Genomic DNA, 17,477 nt, shown 5'->3' with positions numbered 1-17,477 from the left:
GTCAAGTCCGGACGGACTCGCTTCGTTCTGGGCGGCGGAATTTCCGGGGGATTTTGTGAGCCTCACCCACGGGATGGCAACGGCTCGCGGGTGGGGCCAGGGGGTCGCAACGCCACGGTGGCGGTCTTCCGCGTTCCGGGCTGGACGACGAAGATCAGCTTGCCGAGAATGGTCACCTGGAAGCGAAAGGCTGTCTGCTGGCCGTTTCAGGTGGAAGACGGCCACACCAGGAACCACTCGCCGCCCACCCACCCGCGCACGGGGCTGCTGGTTAACAAATACTATGAATCAGACGGGAAGCTGGACGATGACACGCAGGCCGCCCATGGGGCTGTCATCAAGAATGATGTCGCCGCCGTGGCTGCGGGCGATGTCGAGCGCGATGGCGAGACCAAGGCCCGTGCCGCTCTTGTCCTGATTGCGGGCGCTGTCGAGGCGCACGAAGGGCTTGAAGACCTCCTCGCGCTTTTCGACGGGAACGCCGGGACCGTCGTCGTCGACGACGATGTAGAGCATGCCGCGGGGATGACGGGCCTCGATCCGCACGTTCTTCGCGTAGCGGAAGGCGTTGCCGACGATGTTCGACATCAGGCGGTTGAAGGCATTGGGCCGCACGAAGATCTGCATGGCCTCCGGAGCCCTGATTTCCAGGCCGCGCTTGCGAAGCCTGGCCTCGTCCCTGAGCTTCTCGAAGAAGGCGTTGAGATCGAATTCGCACGGTTCCTCGGCGCCGTCCCCCTTGGCAAAGGTCAGGTAGCCTTCCAGCATCGAGCGCATTTCCTCCACGTCCTCATCCAGCGCCTGGATATCGGCCTTCGTGCGGGCCAGGGCAAGCTGGAGCTTGAAGCGCGTCAGGATCGTCCGCAGGTCATGACTGACGCCCATGAGCATCGCGGTACGCTGCTCGATCTGCCGCTCGATGCGCTCGCGCATCTGGATGAAGGCTGCACCGGCGCGCCGCACCTCCTCGGCGCCGCGGGGCTTGAAGTCATGGGTCGGCCTGCCCTTGCCGAAGCTCTCGGCCGCTTCCGCCAGATGCAGGATCGGACGGATCTGGTTGCGCAGAAAGGCGACGGCGATGGTGATCAGCACGAGCGAGGTGCCCACCATCCACAGAAGAAAGATGTGCGTGTTGGACGCATAGGCCTGGCTGCGCTTGGCAAAGACGCGAAGTACCTTGTCGGCCAGCTGGATGCGGATCTCGATCATGTCGGAATCGCCGACCGTGTCCAGCCAGAAGGGACGGCCGATCTGCTTGGTGATCTCTTCGGAAAGCGTCCGGTCCAGGATCGAGAAGAAGGGCTTGGGGCCCGGCGGCGGCAACGGCTCCAGCGGCTCGATGCTGATGCGCAGAGCCAGGCGTTCCTGGGCGATGCGGATGATCGTGGCGTAGCCGTCGTCCTGCGGATAGCTTTCGAGCGTGTCTATGATGGCCGCGATATCCCGCGTGACCGCCTGGGACAGGCGCTGGGTGACCGTTTGCCAGTGACGCTCCATGAAGACGAAGGCCACGACGGACTGCAGCAGGATCATCGGCGCGATGACGATGATCAGCGAGCGCGCATACAGCCGCTTGGGCATGTAGTGGGACACAAGACGCCAGAAGCGGCGCCAGAGCCTGCGGACGGCAGATGCTGCCCGGAGAGGTGTGTCGATCAAGCTGCGGTGCGCCGCGTCTGACAAGAGCTGATCCGCCATGGTTCATGTCCCGCGAAACCGGAAACGGCTGCGAAGGCATGCGGCCGCCGGTTCCCAACACATTCTAGAGCAGTTCAGGCCATTTCAAAAACTCTGTCCTGCTCCCGATCCCGTTTCCGCAGCTCGGGAGGGCAATGCGATGCCGCTTGCCATGCCCGCGCGGCCGGTCCACGAGAATTCCGGAAGGGATCCGCGTTTCTGGCGGAGCACGCGGTTCCCCGGCCGTCTGGAACTGCCCGACAGCGGCGGCAGGGATTGGCACTCACTCCACGCAGAGCTTGTAGCCGATGCCGCGTACCGTCTGCAGCCAAACCGGATTGGACGGATCGCGCTCGATCTTGCGCCGCAGGCGGTTGATCTGGACGTCGATCGTCCGCTCGCCCACCTCGGAGTCCGAGCCGACCAGCTCCATGCGGGAAATGGTCTCGCCGGCCCGTTCGGCGAAGATGGCAAGGATCTCCCGCTCACGCTCGGTCAGGCGCATCACCTGGCCGTTGCGCTTGAGTTCGCGACGGGGGATTTGGAAGGTGTACGGGCCAAACACGACCTGCTCGACCGCAGGAACGGACTGCTGGCCGCCGCGGCGAAGGATGTTGTTGATGCGCAGTACGAGTTCGCGCGGATCGAAGGGTTTGGGCAGGTAATCGTCTGCTCCCGCCTCGAGGCCGGTGACGCGGTTCTCCGTTTCCGACAGGGCGGTGAGCATCAGGATCGGCACGTTGCGCTCCTGCCGGAGGGAGCGGGTCAGCTCCACTCCATCCTCCCCAGGCATCATGATGTCGAGAATGATCAGGTCAAACTCGAGGCCGCGCAGCTTGCGCCGGGCTTCGGCGGCATCCCCGGCGATGGTCACGCGGAAGCCGTTCTCGCGCAGGAACCGATGCAGGAGCATGCGGATGCGCGTGTCGTCGTCCACGACAAGAAGATGAGGCGCATCGTCTGATGGCGGTTCTATCCTATCGAGCAGTTCCTCGGCGATCATGCCGGTCGTCCTCCGCTGCAAGCGCGCCGGGTTGGTGGCGGTCCAACTGCCTGCGCCGTTCAGGGTTGACCATGGCGCGAAGAAACTGTTCCACCACGGCGCGATCAATGCCGGCCTCACGAAGTGCCGTATTTATACGGCGGGACTGTGGCAGCGCCAGCGCCAGCGCCAATTCTTTCCCCTTTTGGGTAGCATACAGCTCTCGCTGCCGGCGGTCACGGGGTCCCGGAATCTGAATGATATAACCAGTGTCTATAAGTTGCTTCAGGACGCGGGCCAGGCTCTGCTTGGTGATGCGCAGCACCTCCAGCAGTTCCGCAACCGTCATACCGGGACGGTGCGTCACGAAGTGAAGAACGCGGTGATGCGCACGCCCAAACCCATACTGCAGGAGCAGCTCGTCAGGGTCGGAGGTGAAGTCGCGATAGGCGAAGAACAGCAGCTCGATCAGCCCCAGCTGGAGAGACTCATCGGTGCATGCCGTCTGCTCCCTCACCGGCAAGGTTACCTCCGTCATGCTCGTCTGCGTCCTCTGAAATATGTCAGTTTTGTTGACATAAATATCCCATCTTGATAATTTTTGCCAAGCTTTTCGGTCTCAGCCTGCATTTTTATGCTGGGTTGGTCTGTCTTCCGATAGAAATCCTAAATTGCTCCCCACAACAGAAGACATTCCGAAGCTAGAGAATTATAAAGCAGGCAGCAGCTGCCGCAGGGCATCCAGGGAGCTTCAATCATGTCAGTTTCATTTGACCAGCTTGACGGTTACATCTGGTTCGATGGTGAAATCATTCCGTGGAATGAGGCCAAGGTTCATGTCCTCAACCACGGACTGCATTATGCAAGCGCCGTTTTCGAGGGCGAACGCGCCTACGACGGGGAGATTTTCAAGCTCACCGAGCATACCCAGCGTCTGCACGAGTCGGCGCGCATCCTGGGCTTCACGATCCCGTATTCCGTCGAGGAGATTGACGAGGCCTGCCGGCAGCTGCTGGCGAAGCAGGGCATGAAGGACGTTTATGTCCGCCCGATCGCGTGGCGTGGCAGCGAGTCCATGGGCGTTTCGGCGCAGAACAACCGCGTCCATCTCGCCATCGCGATCTGGGAGTGGCCGAGCTACTTCGATCCGGAGCAGAAGCTGAAGGGCATCCGGCTCGACATCGCCGAATACCGCCGTCCCGATCCGCGCACGGCTCCGTCCAAGTCCAAGGCTGCCGGTCTCTACATGATCTGCACGCTCTCCAAGCATGCGGCCGAGGCCAAGGGCTATGCGGACGCGATGATGCTCGACTGGCGCGGCCAGGTGGCCGAGGCGACCGGCGCGAACATTTTCTTCGTCAAGGGCGACAAGCTGCTGACGCCGACGCCGGACTGCTTCCTCAACGGCATCACGCGTCAGACCATCATCGAGATCGCCAATCGCCGCGGCATCAAGGTCGAGGAGCGGGCGATCATGCCGGAGGAGCTGGAAGGCTTCGACGAGAGCTTCATCTGCGGCACGGCAGCCGAAGTGACGCCGGTGGCGGAGATCGGCCCCTATACCTTCACGCCGGGCGAGATGACGCGCGCGCTCATGGACGCCTATGCCGCCGAGGTTCGCCCGAGCCTGCGCGCGGCTGCCGAGTGAGGTCGTTCGCAAATTTAATAAATTGACTTTGGGAAGAAGGCGTGTTCGCCTGATACGCCGGCTAAATTTCCGGCCCGTATCAAGGGAGGTGAACATGGAAGCACTTCTTCCCATCATCGTGCAGGCAATTGCAGGCATCATCGGCGGGCAGGCCGTCGGAGCCGCCTTCAAGCAGGCTGCGATGGGACAACTACCAAAGATCCTTGGCGGCCTCATCGGCGGTGTCGCCGGCGGTGCGGCGCTGTCCGGACTCGGCGGTGATGCTGGCGCTCTGGGAGGACTGCTCGGCGACGCCGTGGGCGGTGTCGGCGGCGGGGCAATCCTGACGGCCATCGTCGGTGCCGTCATGAGCGCGTCGAAAAAGGCGTAAGAGCGCGCAATCGGTTTCCGCTACAACCCCGGCCGCGTCTGACTTGAACCGAAAGACGGTACGCGCGCCGGGGTTTCTTGTGCCCGCGCTTCGGTGCGGGGTGGTCTAATGCGGACTGCGTTGGATGTCCAGTGCAGGGCCAAGTCTTGGTGGACTGGTGTCCGTATCCCGGGCAGGGGCAGGCATCGATGATTTCATTCGCGCGCGGAATGGCCTAAAAGGCCATTGATATGTCGCTTGAGGCAAGGGTGCCATGGGAAGTTTGAGAGCCGCTATCGTTCAGGTCACTCCGTTCCAGCAGAATTGCACAATCCTGTTCGACGATCAGGAAAAGCGCGGGGTGCTGGTGGATCCCGGCGGTGACGTCGACCAGATCCTGGATACGATCCGCAGGCTTGGCGTCACAATCGAGGCGATCTGGCTGACGCACGGCCACCTGGACCATGCCGGAGGCGCGATGGAGGCCAGGGAGGCGCTGGGGGTCGAGATTCTGGGACCCCACGAGGCGGATGCGCCGCTTCTCGGCAATATCGAAAGGCAGGCGCAGAACTACGGAATCGGCGGAACGATGCGTAACTGCACACCGGATCGCTTCCTCAGCGAGGGCGAGAAGGTGAGCTTCTGCGGCCATGAGTTCGAGATCTTCCATTGCCCGGGACATGCGCCGGGTCACGTCGTGTTCTACAACGCCACGGCGCGGTTCGCACATGTGGGCGACGTGCTGTTCCGTGGCTCGGTCGGGCGCACGGACCTGCCGGGAGGCGACCACGAGGCGCTGATCCGCTCGATCAAGGAGAAACTGCTGCCGCTCGGCGACGACATTACGTTCATCTGCGGACATGGTCCCGCAAGCCAGTTTGGCGTCGAGCGACAGACCAACCCGTTCCTTACCGGCAAGGGCTTCTGACCCGGGCCGCGCAGGCGAATCCAGGCATCAACGGAAAAGGTGGGGGCCTCAAGAAAAAAAGAGGCCGCCTGCCGGAGAATGCAGGGCGGCCAAGGCCTTGTAGGGGAGGAACAGAGGACCGATTGGCCAGGGCGGTTCAGGCTTTCATCGAACCCAGATCCACCCCGGCTGACGGCCTCGCAGCCCCGGACGCAACCGTCGCAGGCTTTGCCGGGGCCGCTACGGGCACTCAGTTGAGCGTGCAGAAGTGACGCTGCCCATCGTACCCCAGGAAGGTGCCCGAAGTGGGGTCGAAGCTGCGATAACGCTGGCTGCAGACCCGGTACCAGGCGGGTGTCCAGGGCTGCAGGCCGCGATAGCCGTAACTGTAGGTCGGCTGGAAGCGCGGAACGCGATAGGCCGGAACGGGCCGGTAGACCGGTTCATAGGGCGGATCAATGTAAACCCGCGCTGGCGGCGGGCTCGGTTGAGACGCCAGCCCCCCGATGATGGCGCCGACCGCAAGTCCGGCGATGCCGGCAACCAGCGCATCATCATGCGAATGATGCCGGTGCCAGCGGTCACGGGCTTCCGCGGGAACAACGGCCAGGGTGGTCGCCGCGACTGCCAGACCGAGGACGGCATTCCTGAATAGGGTTTTCATTACAGTCTCCATCAATCGGTACGACATTCACTGTCGGCCGGCACATTAATCCGGCCAAGATGAACCGTAACTGAACGGTTAAGACATCAGAAAAGCGTCAATTTGATGGGATTCTTGGGGCGTAAGACTGGAACCGGGAAGATTCTCTTGAAGGTCCGAGCCGTCTCGAGCTTGTTTTTCTTCACGTCGGATAGAACAGCCGTGCCGCTCCGGCGCGGGGGTGCCGAAAGGGGCGGGCGAGAAGCCGTCGCAGGACCAGGAAGCACGCAGAACAGGAAAGCAGGCAGGGCCAGGAAAGCAAAACGCCGGCAGGTGCCGGCGTTCAAAGCGTGTCAGGTCGCGATGCCTGACGGATGCTCAGATGAGCGAAAGATTGACTGCCTTCGGACCCTTGCCGCGCTTGTCCGGTTCAGTGTCGAACGACACCTTTTGGCCATCCTCGAGGCCAGGCAGGCCGGAGGCCTGAACGGCAGAGATGTGAACGAAAACGTCCTTCTGACCATCCTCCGGGGTGATGAACCCGAACCCCTTGGCATGATTGAAGAACTTGACGGTACCGCGCTGCGACATGGGAAGTATTCCTTTGCTCCCGATCCAACTTCTGTGAAAGGCCGGTGGGCCCGTTCACGTAAACTCGGCGCTTTACTGGAGGAGAAGAAACAGTCATTCCGCATGCGGTCCAATCTGGATGCGCATGCGACTTCCCGGGAGCCTTTAACGTGTCGTATGCCGGGGTATGCTATTCCAGTCTCCGGGCCGGCAAATGCCCGAACGAGCAAAATACTTATCTATTTCGTTGCCGGGGGCAAGCAAAACTTTCGATCGCCCCACATCACATTCGGATATTTGTTTTTAATCAAACAAAAGGCACGGCAATGGCTTGCCGTGCCTGAGAAAAAGCCGTGCCGGGCCGATCTTACAGAGCGGTCAGGTTTACAGCCTTCGGACCCTTGCCCATGCGGTCGGGCTCGACGTCGAAGGAGACCTTCTGACCGTCGGTCAGCGTGCGCAGGCCGGAGCTCTCGACGGCAGAGATGTGAACGAAAACGTCCTTCTGGCCGTTGTCGGGCGTGATGAAGCCGAAGCCCTTGGTGGTGTTGAAAAATTTTACGGTGCCAGTCGTGGCCATTGGGATTCTCCCCGTTGCTGCAAGAAGCGTCTGCGCAACGCGCGCAGGTTCGCTGTCGCCAAGTGTTGGTTTACGGGGAAAGGATCGTTCTGAACGTTACCAGTCTCCGGGTCTGCAACCACCCGAGCGAGCCACCTTGTAACACCCATTCCGGGCAGAAGCAAGGCAGGGTCGGCCAGATTGCCGCAGGGTGTCGGGGAAACCCGCAAGAGACTTCTGCCACCTTGCCGCGCTTGGGTGAGCCCACCTGACAGGGCAACGATTCCAGGAGTCAGATTAAGATTGCCTGTGGATAAAATATGACAAAACTAATCCACAAAATGCCGGCGTGCTACACTGCAGCTATGTTAATTGGTTGAAACCACATCAATTTTTCTTTCCGTGAGGATCGCGAGTTTAGAACGATTCCGAAATATTCTGATTGACCCGGGCGTAAACAAGAATAATAGGAGTCCCACTATCAAGTTTTGAGTCCGGGGCGGAAAATGGTTGAAGTCAGCACGATTGAGTATCCTCTAGGCAAGGTTGAGCGCATCAGGAACGGTCTGGTACTGGGGGCGAGCCTGGTCGTGATGAGCGCGTCGCAGGCGCTGGCTCAGGACGCTGCGGGCGGTTCGACAGGCGTGACGCAGCTGCAGCAGCTCGTGGTCACGGCGGCCGGTTTCGAGCAGAACGTCAAGGATGCTCCGGCTTCCATCACGGTGATTACCCGCGAGGAACTCGAGAAGGGTGCATTCAAGGATCTCACGGACGCGCTGAAGGAAGTTCAGGGTGTCACCGTGACGGGCGCAGCGAACGAGAATGACATTCTGATCCGCGGCCTGCCGGGCAACTACACGCTGATCCTGGTGGACGGCAAGCGCCAGAACACCCGCAACTCCCGCCCGAACGGAAGCTCCGGACTGGAGCAGAGCTTCATCCCACCGATCTCCGCCATCGAGCGGATCGAGATCGTGCGCGGGCCCATGTCCTCGCTTTACGGCTCCGACGCCATGGGTGGCGTGATCAACATCATCACCCGCAAGGTTTCCGACACGTGGACCGGCACGGTAAGCGTCGACGGCACGCTCAACGGGCATTCGCGCTTCGGCAATGCGGGCCAGACCTCGTTCTACATCTCGGGGCCGGTCATCGACGACAAGGTGGGCATCCAGGTCTGGGGCCGCGGCCTGCTGCGCGGCGAAGACAAGCTGGTCGGCGGCACGCAGGAGCGCAAGGAGGGCGACATCGGCGGCAAGCTGACCATCACGCCTTCGGATGACCACGAGATCTACATCGAGGGCGGCTTAACGCGCGTGCGCTCCCTCGCTCATGCCGGCAAGACGGTCGAGTGGACCTCCGGGGCGGAGGATACATACCGCGATTACGACCGAGCGCACTGGTCCGTCTCCCATGTCGGGCACTGGGGCTGGACAACATCCGAGATCACCCTTTCACAGGAAGACGGCCGCCGTACAAACTATTCCTCGCCAGCCGGCACGGAGGACTGGACGAAGAGCTTGCGCGTGCCGCGCATCCGTAACACGACGCTCGACGCGAAGTTCACAACGCCGTTCGACTTCATGGGCCAGCACACGCTGGTGACCGGTGGTCAGTACCTGAACGAGAACCTGCGCGATACCGGGCACACCAGCGATTACCTGGACCTGTCGGCCGACAGCTTTGCCCTGTTCGGCGAGGACGAGTGGAAGATCACCGACGACTTCGCGCTCACGGGCGGCGTCCGCTACAACCATCACCAGCGTTACGGGTCCCATGTTACCCCGCGCCTCTATGCGGTGTGGGACGTGTTCGAGGGCGTGACCATCAAGGGTGGCGTTTCCACCGGCTTCACGGCGCCGGAGATCCGCGCCGTCACCCCGAGCTACTACTATCCAACCCAGCGCGGGGCGGGTGTCATCGCCGGCAATCCTGATCTCAAGCCCGAGGAGAGCACGAGCTACGAAATCGGCATCCTCTACGACAGCTACAGCGGGTTCACGGCTGGCGCGACCTACTTCTACACGGACTTCACCAACAAGATCGCCAATGAAAACACGCACCGGATCATCAATCCGGAGACCGGCCGGATCCGCGATCCGGGCGGCAACTGCTCAGCGGCGGTGCTGAATCCGGGCGAGTACTGCCTGTGGCGCTACTTCAACATCGACGGCGCCATCATCCAGGGCGTGGAACTTGCGGCGACCTGGGAGGCCACGCCGGATCTCACGTTCCGCGGCACCTATACCTATACGCACTCCGAGCAGACCTCGGGCGAATTCGAGGGTGAGCCGCTGACGCGGACGCCGAAGCATCAGGCCAGCCTGCGCGCCGACTGGAGCGCAACCGACAAGCTCGACCTGTGGGCAACGGTCAGCTACCACGGCGAGCAGGTCAGCGCCAACGTGCGTCAGACGCCGCGTGTCAGGACGCTGCCTGCCTATACGTTCGTCGACGTGGGCCTGAACTACCGGCTCGGCGACAGCACCACGCTCAAGGGCGCCGTCTACAACCTGTTTGACAAGCAGGTCGATCCAGACGATTACCTTAACTCCCTCGAAGGCCGCCGGTTCTGGGTCGGTCTGACGTCCACGTTCTGAGTATTGCGGAGAGTGCGCATGGAAAGCGCCGAGACCAAGTTCGGGGCGGAACAGCCCGCTCCCCGCCGCGGCAGGCCGAACCTTCCATCCTACCGGCTGACCGTGGTGGACAGCGCCGATGCCGCGGGCAACATGCGCCGTGTCACCTTCGCGCTTCCCGAGGAGGCTGCCGCCTTCGACTACAAGCCAGGGCAGGCGCTCGTGATGATGATCCCGACGGGCGACGGGGAATTCGGTCGCCGGGACTACACTATCCGTTCCTTCGACCATCAGGCGCGGACCATTGCCGTGGATTTCCTCAAGCATGGCGATACGCCCGGACCGCGCTGGGCCATCGGCGCCAGGCCGGGGGATGAAGTCGAGGCGAAGGGACCGAGAGGGCACACTTTCCTCAATCCGGAGGCCGACTGGCACCTGTTCACAGGGGACGAGACCTGCATCCCGGCCATTGCACACATTCTTGAAGAGGCACCGGCTGGAACGAAGGCCTTTGCTTTTATGGAAGTTCAAAACAAGAGTGGAGAGGTCGAGTTCAAGACGAATGCCGATCTCGAGCTCACCTGGCTGCACCGAGGAGAGCTGCCCGCAGGGCCCAGCGATCTGATGGCGAACGTGGTGGCGGCCTTTGCCCTGCCTCAGGGGAGGGGACAGGCCTACATCATCGGCGAGACGAGCAATGTCCGACGCCAGCGCCATGACCTGATCGCACGGGGCATGACCCGCGAGCAGATCCGCTCCGAGGGATATTGGCGACCGGGCCGCATTGGCGGTCACGATCACGTGGACGATTAACGCATACTTGCGAAGGAAAGCATTCCAATGAAGCTGACAACCATTTTCGCAACCCTGGCATTGGCCGCCGCGACGGCGCTGTCACCGGCAATGGCGGAGGAGATCACCGTCAAGCACGCCCAGGGCGAAACCACGCTTCCGGACACGCCGAAGAAGGTGCTCGTGTTCGATATGGCATCGCTCGACACTCTTGACGCGCTGGGGGTCGAGGTGACGGGCGTGCCGGGCGGCAGCAAGCCGGAGACGTTGAAGAAGTACGAGGGCGACCAGTACCTGAAAATCGGCACGCTGTTCGAACCCGACTACGAGGCAGTCAACGCGGCTGAGCCCGACCTCATCATCGTCGGCGGCCGTTCCGCTCCCAAGTATGCCGAACTTTCCAAGATCGCGCCGACCATCGACATGACGGTGGCGCCGGACCACTTCCTGGATCACATGCGGGCCAACGTCGAGACGCTGGCGAAGATTTTCGGCAAGGAAGAGCTTGCCAAGGAGAAGCTCGCCAAGCTGGACGAGAGCATCGCCGCGCTCAAGGAAAAGACCGCCAATGCCGGCCGGGTGCTGACCATCCTCACCACCGGCGGCCGTATCAGCGCTCACGGCAGGGGCGGCCGGTTCACCATCCTCTATGACGACTTCGGCATGACGCCGGCGGCTGAAGGGCTCGATGTCGGAACGCACGGCCAGTCGATCTCCAACGAGTTCATCCTGGAGAACAATCCGGACTGGCTGCTGGTGGTCGACCGCGACGCAGCCATTGGCCAGCAGGGCGAGGCCGCCCAGCAGGTGCTTGACAACGATCTCGTGCGCCAGACCAATGCCTGGAAGAACGGCCATGTCGTCTACCTGAACCCGGGCAACTGGTACATCATCGGCGCCGGTCTCAATGCGGTGCAGTCCGATGTCGACGAGCTGCTTGCGGCGTTCAGCAAGTAAGTTCTATTAAGAGCCGCGAGTGCACAACCGGCCTGCCCGGGCCGGTTGTGTCTGCTTATTGTGACCGCAGAAGCGTGAGCGCCTTGTGAAATCGACTTCGCCAGCCATCTTCCTCGCAACGGGTTTTGTGCTCGTTCTTGCGGTGGCAAGCCTGTTTGTCGGTGTTTCCGACGTGTCGCTGAAAAGCCTGCTCGAGGGTGACGCAAGAGCACTGCAGGTGCTGCTGGTCAGCCGCGCCCCGAGAACGCTGGCGCTCATCCTGGCCGGGTCAGGCATGGCAATTGCGGGCATGATCATGCAGATGCTGGCCCGCAACCGCTTCGTTGAACCATCGACGGTGGGGACGGTTGAGTCGGCCACGCTCGGCATTCTCGTGATCACCATCTTCGCCCCTAATGCGCCGGTGATCGTCAAGATGGCGGTGGCCGCCGCCTTCGCCATGGCGGGCACGGCGCTGTTCATCCGCATCCTCAAGTTCGTGCCGCTGCGCTCGGTGCTGCTGGTGCCGCTGGTGGGCATAATGCTGGCGGGGGTGATCGGCGCGATCACCACCTTCTTCGCCTACCGGCTCGACCTGCTCCAGTCGCTCGGCGCATGGATGACCGGCGACTTCTCGGTCGTGCTGCGCGGGCGCTACGAACTCCTGTGGATCGCGGGAGCACTCAGCGTGGCGGCCTATATCGCGGCTGACCGCTTCACGGTGGCGGGACTCGGCCAGGAGTTCACCACCAACCTCGGGCTCAACTACCGCCGGGTGATGACGCTCGGCCTCGCCATCGTTTCGCTGGTGACGGCATCCGTGGTGGTCACGGTCGGCTCCGTGCCGTTCCTGGGGTTGATCGTGCCCAATGTCGTGGCGATGACGATCGGCGACAACATGCGCCGCTCGCTGCCGTGGGTGGCACTGCTCGGCGCCGGACTCGTCCTCGTCTGCGACATCTTCGGACGGCTTATCATCCGGCCCTACGAGATGCCGATCGGCGCGGTGATGGGCGTGATCGGCTCGCTCTTCTTCCTGTATCTGCTCTTGCGGAGAAACTCCCGTGCATCCTGATGTTCGCAAGAGACGCACACGGTCGATCATCATCCTGCTGTCGGTACTCGCCGCGATCTCGATGGTTGCCTTCATGACGCTGGGGGCGAAGGGAAGCTGGTCCTTCATCCTCTCGTTCCGCGGAGCGAAGCTGGCGGCGCTGGTGCTGATCGCCTATTCCATTGCGGTATCTACGGTGCTGTTCCAGACCGTCATGGAGAACCGGATCGTCACGCCGTCCATCATGGGCTTTGATGCACTTTACGTGCTGATCCAAACGGTGCTGGTGTTCGCCATCGGCGCCGGGCGCGTGTCGGCGCTGAACCCGTTCCTGCTGTTCATCGTGGAGGCGGGGTTGTTGCTCGTCTTCTCCATCCTGCTCTACCGCTGGATCCTCTCGGGAGCGGCCCGCAGCCCGCATCTCCTGATGCTCGTCGGCATCGTGTTCGGTATCCTGTTCCGGAGCCTGTCCAGCTTCCTGCAGCGCATTCTCGATCCGAGCGAGTTCCTGATCCTGCAGGACCGCATGTTCGCCAGCTTCAACATGGTCGACACATCGTTGCTCGGTGTGACGGGAATAGTGGTGGCAGTAGTGACGGTGATCATTATTCGCATGCTGCCGGTGTTCGACGTCGTGGCGCTGGGGCGCAATCATGCGACCGCGCTCGGCGTCGATCACAATCGCACGATCATCATCATGCTGTCGCTTATCTCGGTTCTGATCGCGGTGTCGACGGCGTTGGTAGGACCGGTGACGTTCTTCGGTCTGCTGGTCGCCAATCTCGCCTATCTCATCCTGCCAACGTCGCGACATGCGGTTGTATTACCCGTCGCAAGTCTTATAGCAGTGATTACATTAGTGGGTGGGCAGGTGATCCTGGAGCGGGTTTTCGCGTTCGATACCGCGCTTTCCGTCATCATCGAATTTGTCGGGGGGCTGGTCTTCATCCTCCTGGTGGTCAGAGGTGCTGCACGATGATTGCTGTCGAGAAGGTCACGAAATCCTACGGCTCCTCTGTGGTGGTGGATGGCGTGTCCATCAGCCTGCCGAAGGGCGGCGTGACGTCCATCATCGGCCCCAATGGCGCGGGCAAGTCGACACTGCTCGGCATGATGGGACGTTTTCTTTCGGCTGATGCCGGCACGATCACTGTGGGCGGGATGGACGTGAGCCAAACGCCCTCCGACCAGCTCGCCAAGAGGCTGGCAGTACTCAGGCAGGACAACCACCTGGCCGTGCGGCTCACGGTGCGGGACCTGGTGAGCTTCGGCCGCTACCCACACTCGAAGGGCCGCTACACGGTCGAGGACGAGAAGCACATCAACGAGGCGATTTCGATGCTTGGGCTCACGAGCCTCGCCGACCGCTTTCTGGATGAGCTGTCCGGCGGACAGCGCCAGCGCGCCTTCATCGCCATGGTGATCTGTCAGGACACCGAGTACGTGCTGCTCGACGAACCGCTCAACAACCTGGATATCAAGCACGCGGTGGAGATCATGCGGCTGGTGCAGCAGGCGACCCGCCGTCTCAACAAGACCATGGTAGTGGTGCTGCACGACATCAACATGGCCTCCACCTTCTCGGACGTGATCGTGGCGATGAAGAACGGGCGAGTCGTCGCCTCGGGCACGCCCGAGGAGATCATCCAGCCTGAACTCCTCAGCCAGATCTACGAGACCGAGATCAAGGTCGTCCCCGTCGGCAGCCGGCTGGTGGCGATTTATTAGGCGTATTCGCACCGGAACCCGCGCGCCGCTTCCCATACGCCGTAGGGGGACAGGGCCGTTCCGTTTGCGGCATTTCTATCCCACAGCCAGCAGGCACCCGCAGAATGAAGGCGCTGGAACCGGGGGAGCGTCTTCATGAGCGAAGAAACACCAAATCTTGGCCTGCCGTACATCATGCCGTCGCAGGCGCAGAAACATGTCACCCACAATGAGGCAATCAGGGCCCTAGACGCGCTGCTGCAGATCGGCGTGATTGCGCGTGATCTGGACGAGCCGCCCGCCGATCCCCAGGAGGGAGACCGGTACATCGTGGCTGAGGGCGCCACGGAGAGCTGGGCGGGCAAGGACGGGTGGCTTGCAGCTTTCCAGGATGGGGACTGGGCATTCTATCAGCCAAAGGCCGGGTGGATCGCCTTCGTTGGGAGCGAGAACGCCTTGGTGGTGCATGATGGCGAGACATGGCAAGCGATGCCGCTGCAGCTTGCGGCGGAGCAGCTGCAGATGGTGGACGGGCTCGGCATCAACGCATCCTACGATGCGACCAACCGCCTTGCGGTGTCCTCGCCCTTCAGTCTGTTCAATCACGAGGGCGCCGGACATCAGGTCAAGATCAACAAGAACCAGGCGAGCGATACGGCAAGCGTCCTGTTCCAGACCAACTGGAGCGGACGGGCCGAGTTCGGCACGACGGGGGACGACAATTTTCATGTAAAGGTATCGGCGAACGGATCGTCATGGACCGAGGCGATCAGGATCAACTGCTCCAACGGGGCGGTGGCCATCGGCGGAATCAATCCGGCGCAGAAGCTTCACGTCCGCGGAGGGCGCATGCGTCTGGAACACGACGACAGCCCCGCCGGAATCCAGATCCACCGGTACCAGAGCGGCAACTATGGCGCAGCGCCGTGGAAGGGCTTCCTGATCGCCGTGGAGGCGTCATCGAGCGGCAACGGGCGCCTCGTCATAGGCGACTACGGAAGCCAGGTGACGGGGACGGCCACGCCCCGTCTCGCCGTCGAGAACGACGGAAGCATCGCGCCGGGAGCGGATGATGCCCAGTCGCTGGGCACCGCCACCAGTCGCTGGGCGCAGATATTCGCGGCCTCTGCCACGATCAGCACCTCCGACGAAAGCGAGAAGCAGGACATCGGGCCGGTGCCGGATGAGTGGCTCGATGCCTGGGGTGACGTGGAATGGGTTCGCTACCGCGCGCGCGATGCGGTTCAGGCAAAGGGCAACGTGGCGCGATGGCACGTCGGTCTCGTGGCGCAGCGCGTCAGGGATTGTTTCGCCGCAAGGGGCCTCGACGCGTTCGAGCTGGGATTGCTTTGCTACGACGAATGCGAAACGGAGGAGGACGGCGGTAGTGGCCCGTCTTCCGATAGGCCGCAACGGCGCGCCGGACGCTACGGAATCCGGTACGAGGAGGCGCTGGCGCTGGAGGCCGCATGGCAGCGCAGGGAGCTGCGCCGGATCATGGTCCGGTTCCAGCCGGATGAGTAATGGGTAAGTTCCAATCATACCTGCAAGAATACAACCAAAGATAGAGAATAGTTAGCGCAAGGGTTGCGATTTTCTGATACGTTATGCGGGTAAAGGCGCTGGTGGGGGAGAGGTGCGGGCTTCATGGGGCGGGCAGCCACCATGGAGCTTGCACCTGGCAGACAAGCCATGAAGGGGATCATTGTCGCCGGACGAATGGGAGCAAGGCTTTTCCCGGCAAAGCTCCGGGAATCCAAGCCGGTCAGCCCCGATTATCACAAGCCTATGATCTATTATCCGCTGGGCGTGCTGTTGATGTCGGGAATCAAGGAGGTTTTGATCTCTTCGCCTGCCAGGTGTCTGCTCCAGTTCAGACGGTTGTTGGGCGACGGGTCGGCATACGGAATATCCATCTCGTTCGCCACCCGGAACGAGGCGGATGGAACGGCAGTAGCCCTGGCGGCGGCACGGCATTTTATCGGCGACGAGCGTGTGGCTGTCATCCACGGGGACAGCATATTCTATGGACCGGGCCTGCTCGGGATTTGCCAGCAGGCCGCGCAGACGCCAGCGGGGGCCACAATCTTCGCCTGCCGCGTCGGGAATGCACGGGGGCATACGGTCGTGAGGTTCGATCCGGACACCATGAGACCGGTCGCCATCATCGATCATCCAGATGAAGACCGGGAAGGCTGGGCGGTGACCGGACTTGCGTTCTACGACGGGGATGTCGTCGACATTGCCGTGGATCTGATGCGACGGTCGTCCGGGGGCATACCCATGTCCACGATCCAGCGCATCTATCTTCAGCAGCAGCGCCTCGGCGCATGCAGACTGGGAAGGGGGCTCGCCTGGCTCGATGCCGGCACGCCTGACCGTTTCCAGGACGCCTCCTTCTTCGTTCGAGCGATCGAGACGCGACAGGGCTGCCGCATCATGTGCCCGGAGGAAATCGCGCTCGACATGGGTTATGTCACCCCGGACGAAGTACTGAGCCGCGCCCGGCGGCTGGGCGACAACGACTATACTGCGTATCTGCGGCGCCGGGTGGAAGAGCGCGCCTGCTCGCTGGCATCGCTCAACTGAACCTCGCCCGCGAACGGGCCTGCCGGCGGATGAAATTCGTTCGCCTAGCGAGAGCGCGTCAGCAAGGCAGAGGTGACCCGCAGGATTACGTCTTCAACATACTGTCGTGGCAGGCCGAGGCAAACGGGCGCGTGCGCAGGTTGAATCCCGAAGGCGTTTTCGACACGAATTCAACCCAAGCTTATGGCGAAGCATCCGGTTGGGGCCAAATGCCCTGTTGGAGAACCACTATGACCGCGGAACGGCCAGATGTCTGTTTTCCAACGTCTGCAACTGGTTGCGTGAAACCCTCCAACCGGTTGAGATAATCTTTGTCACTACAACTGAAAGCGGCATGAGCGCCGCCGTCACGGGCGCGAGCAGGCGGAGGAAGCCATGGCTATAGCGCCTGCTTATAGGTCAGCCTGCTTTTCCAATTTGGATTCCGGGCCAGAGCGTGACAGTTTCGGGCCCGATGCGTCAGACGCGGGGCACCTTGAACGCCC

Annotated in this window: 17 protein-coding genes; 11 read left to right on the top strand and 6 right to left on the bottom strand. The window is 62.0% G+C overall.

The window, feature by feature from the left end:
* Positions 1 to 288: 288 nt before the first annotated feature.
* From ABD906_RS14140 to ABD906_RS14130, 3 genes are all read right to left on the bottom strand, one after another.
* Positions 289 to 1,581 carry an ATP-binding protein gene (locus ABD906_RS14140; RefSeq protein ID WP_378187784.1) on the bottom strand — a complete coding sequence of 431 codons (1,293 nt, stop codon included), beginning with the start codon at positions 1,579 to 1,581 and terminating at the stop codon, positions 289 to 291.
* A gap of 379 nt (positions 1,582 to 1,960) precedes the next feature.
* Positions 1,961 to 2,680 carry a response regulator gene (locus ABD906_RS14135; RefSeq protein ID WP_345100076.1) on the bottom strand — a complete coding sequence of 240 codons (720 nt, stop codon included), beginning with the start codon at positions 2,678 to 2,680 and terminating at the stop codon, positions 1,961 to 1,963.
* Positions 2,655 to 3,197, bottom strand: coding sequence for a MarR family winged helix-turn-helix transcriptional regulator (locus ABD906_RS14130; RefSeq protein ID WP_345100074.1), 543 nt, complete (start codon positions 3,195 to 3,197; stop codon positions 2,655 to 2,657). Before ABD906_RS14130 ends, ABD906_RS14135 begins: the two co-directional genes overlap by 26 nt.
* A gap of 216 nt (positions 3,198 to 3,413) precedes the next feature.
* On the opposite strand from ABD906_RS14130, the gene ABD906_RS14125 reads away from it, so the two are divergent.
* From ABD906_RS14125 to ABD906_RS14115, 3 genes are all read left to right on the top strand, one after another.
* On the top strand, positions 3,414 to 4,307 hold the full coding sequence (locus ABD906_RS14125; RefSeq protein WP_345100161.1) for a branched-chain amino acid aminotransferase: 894 nt from the start codon (positions 3,414 to 3,416) through the stop codon (positions 4,305 to 4,307).
* Positions 4,308 to 4,401: 94 nt separating this feature from the next.
* Complete coding sequence (locus ABD906_RS14120) at positions 4,402 to 4,677, top strand: hypothetical protein (protein WP_345100072.1); 276 nt, start codon at positions 4,402 to 4,404, stop codon at positions 4,675 to 4,677.
* A gap of 253 nt (positions 4,678 to 4,930) precedes the next feature.
* Complete coding sequence (locus ABD906_RS14115; RefSeq protein WP_345100070.1) at positions 4,931 to 5,584, top strand: MBL fold metallo-hydrolase; 654 nt, start codon at positions 4,931 to 4,933, stop codon at positions 5,582 to 5,584.
* A gap of 229 nt (positions 5,585 to 5,813) precedes the next feature.
* Here the strand turns inward: ABD906_RS14115 and ABD906_RS14110 are convergent, their stop codons facing one another.
* From ABD906_RS14110 to ABD906_RS14100, 3 genes are all read right to left on the bottom strand, one after another.
* Positions 5,814 to 6,227, bottom strand: coding sequence for a BA14K family protein (locus ABD906_RS14110; RefSeq protein WP_345100068.1), 414 nt, complete (start codon positions 6,225 to 6,227; stop codon positions 5,814 to 5,816).
* A 357-nt stretch (positions 6,228 to 6,584) separates the two neighbouring features.
* Entirely contained in the window at positions 6,585 to 6,797 is a 213-nt protein-coding gene (locus ABD906_RS14105; RefSeq protein WP_345100066.1) for a cold-shock protein, read from the bottom strand.
* 346 nt (positions 6,798 to 7,143) lie between these two features.
* Positions 7,144 to 7,356 (bottom strand): cold-shock protein, encoded by a 213-nt coding sequence (locus ABD906_RS14100; RefSeq protein ID WP_345100064.1) that lies wholly within the window; start codon positions 7,354 to 7,356, stop codon positions 7,144 to 7,146.
* Between the two features lie 485 nt (positions 7,357 to 7,841).
* Here ABD906_RS14100 and ABD906_RS14095 point away from each other — a divergent pair, with 485 nt between their 5' ends.
* From ABD906_RS14095 to ABD906_RS14060, 8 genes are all read left to right on the top strand, one after another.
* Positions 7,842 to 9,935: a TonB-dependent receptor domain-containing protein gene (locus tag ABD906_RS14095; RefSeq protein ID WP_345100062.1), complete on the top strand. Its 2,094-nt coding sequence runs from the start codon at positions 7,842 to 7,844 to the stop codon at positions 9,933 to 9,935.
* Between the two features lie 18 nt (positions 9,936 to 9,953).
* Positions 9,954 to 10,727: a siderophore-interacting protein gene (locus tag ABD906_RS14090; RefSeq protein ID WP_345100060.1), complete on the top strand. Its 774-nt coding sequence runs from the start codon at positions 9,954 to 9,956 to the stop codon at positions 10,725 to 10,727.
* Between the two features lie 27 nt (positions 10,728 to 10,754).
* Positions 10,755 to 11,663, top strand: a complete 909-nt coding sequence (locus ABD906_RS14085; protein ID WP_345100058.1) for a siderophore ABC transporter substrate-binding protein — start codon at positions 10,755 to 10,757, stop codon at positions 11,661 to 11,663.
* A 106-nt stretch (positions 11,664 to 11,769) separates the two neighbouring features.
* Entirely contained in the window at positions 11,770 to 12,717 is a 948-nt protein-coding gene (locus tag ABD906_RS14080) for an ABC transporter permease (protein WP_345100158.1), read from the top strand.
* A 61-nt stretch (positions 12,718 to 12,778) separates the two neighbouring features.
* On the top strand, positions 12,779 to 13,675 hold the full coding sequence (locus ABD906_RS14075; protein WP_345100156.1) for an iron chelate uptake ABC transporter family permease subunit: 897 nt from the start codon (positions 12,779 to 12,781) through the stop codon (positions 13,673 to 13,675).
* Positions 13,672 to 14,424: an iron ABC transporter ATP-binding protein gene (locus ABD906_RS14070; protein ID WP_345100056.1), complete on the top strand. Its 753-nt coding sequence runs from the start codon at positions 13,672 to 13,674 to the stop codon at positions 14,422 to 14,424. Before ABD906_RS14075 ends, ABD906_RS14070 begins: the two co-directional genes overlap by 4 nt.
* Before the next feature lie 135 nt (positions 14,425 to 14,559).
* Positions 14,560 to 15,927: a DUF2793 domain-containing protein gene (locus ABD906_RS14065; protein ID WP_345100054.1), complete on the top strand. Its 1,368-nt coding sequence runs from the start codon at positions 14,560 to 14,562 to the stop codon at positions 15,925 to 15,927.
* A gap of 168 nt (positions 15,928 to 16,095) precedes the next feature.
* Positions 16,096 to 16,992 carry a sugar phosphate nucleotidyltransferase gene (locus tag ABD906_RS14060; protein ID WP_345100053.1) on the top strand — a complete coding sequence of 299 codons (897 nt, stop codon included), beginning with the start codon at positions 16,096 to 16,098 and terminating at the stop codon, positions 16,990 to 16,992.
* The last annotated feature ends 485 nt before the right edge of the window (positions 16,993 to 17,477 follow it).

The organism is Chelativorans composti (assembly GCF_039541695.1).
Lineage (GTDB): Bacteria > Pseudomonadota > Alphaproteobacteria > Rhizobiales > Rhizobiaceae > Chelativorans > Chelativorans composti.
The sequence above is the reverse complement of the archived record's forward strand: the minus strand, read 5'-3'. Positions and strand labels throughout refer to the sequence as shown.

What these genes read in the sequence shown, in the direction of transcription:
- ABD906_RS14140 (WP_378187784.1), bottom strand. Translation starts at nt 1,581, where the DNA reads ATGCCCAAGCGGCTGTATGCGCGCTCGCTGATCATCGTCATCGCGCCG.
- ABD906_RS14135 (WP_345100076.1), bottom strand. Translation starts at nt 2,680, where the DNA reads ATGATCGCCGAGGAACTGCTCGATAGGATAGAACCGCCATCAGACGAT.
- ABD906_RS14130 (WP_345100074.1), bottom strand. Translation starts at nt 3,197, where the DNA reads ATGACGGAGGTAACCTTGCCGGTGAGGGAGCAGACGGCATGCACCGAT.
- ABD906_RS14120 (WP_345100072.1), top strand. Translation starts at nt 4,402, where the DNA reads ATGGAAGCACTTCTTCCCATCATCGTGCAGGCAATTGCAGGCATCATC.
- ABD906_RS14115 (WP_345100070.1), top strand. Translation starts at nt 4,931, where the DNA reads ATGGGAAGTTTGAGAGCCGCTATCGTTCAGGTCACTCCGTTCCAGCAG.
- ABD906_RS14110 (WP_345100068.1), bottom strand. Translation starts at nt 6,227, where the DNA reads ATGAAAACCCTATTCAGGAATGCCGTCCTCGGTCTGGCAGTCGCGGCG.
- ABD906_RS14105 (WP_345100066.1), bottom strand. Translation starts at nt 6,797, where the DNA reads ATGTCGCAGCGCGGTACCGTCAAGTTCTTCAATCATGCCAAGGGGTTC.
- ABD906_RS14100 (WP_345100064.1), bottom strand. Translation starts at nt 7,356, where the DNA reads ATGGCCACGACTGGCACCGTAAAATTTTTCAACACCACCAAGGGCTTC.
- ABD906_RS14095 (WP_345100062.1), top strand. Translation starts at nt 7,842, where the DNA reads ATGGTTGAAGTCAGCACGATTGAGTATCCTCTAGGCAAGGTTGAGCGC.
- ABD906_RS14090 (WP_345100060.1), top strand. Translation starts at nt 9,954, where the DNA reads ATGGAAAGCGCCGAGACCAAGTTCGGGGCGGAACAGCCCGCTCCCCGC.
- ABD906_RS14085 (WP_345100058.1), top strand. Translation starts at nt 10,755, where the DNA reads ATGAAGCTGACAACCATTTTCGCAACCCTGGCATTGGCCGCCGCGACG.
- ABD906_RS14075 (WP_345100156.1), top strand. Translation starts at nt 12,779, where the DNA reads ATGGTTGCCTTCATGACGCTGGGGGCGAAGGGAAGCTGGTCCTTCATC.
- ABD906_RS14070 (WP_345100056.1), top strand. Translation starts at nt 13,672, where the DNA reads ATGATTGCTGTCGAGAAGGTCACGAAATCCTACGGCTCCTCTGTGGTG.
- ABD906_RS14065 (WP_345100054.1), top strand. Translation starts at nt 14,560, where the DNA reads ATGAGCGAAGAAACACCAAATCTTGGCCTGCCGTACATCATGCCGTCG.
- ABD906_RS14060 (WP_345100053.1), top strand. Translation starts at nt 16,096, where the DNA reads ATGAAGGGGATCATTGTCGCCGGACGAATGGGAGCAAGGCTTTTCCCG.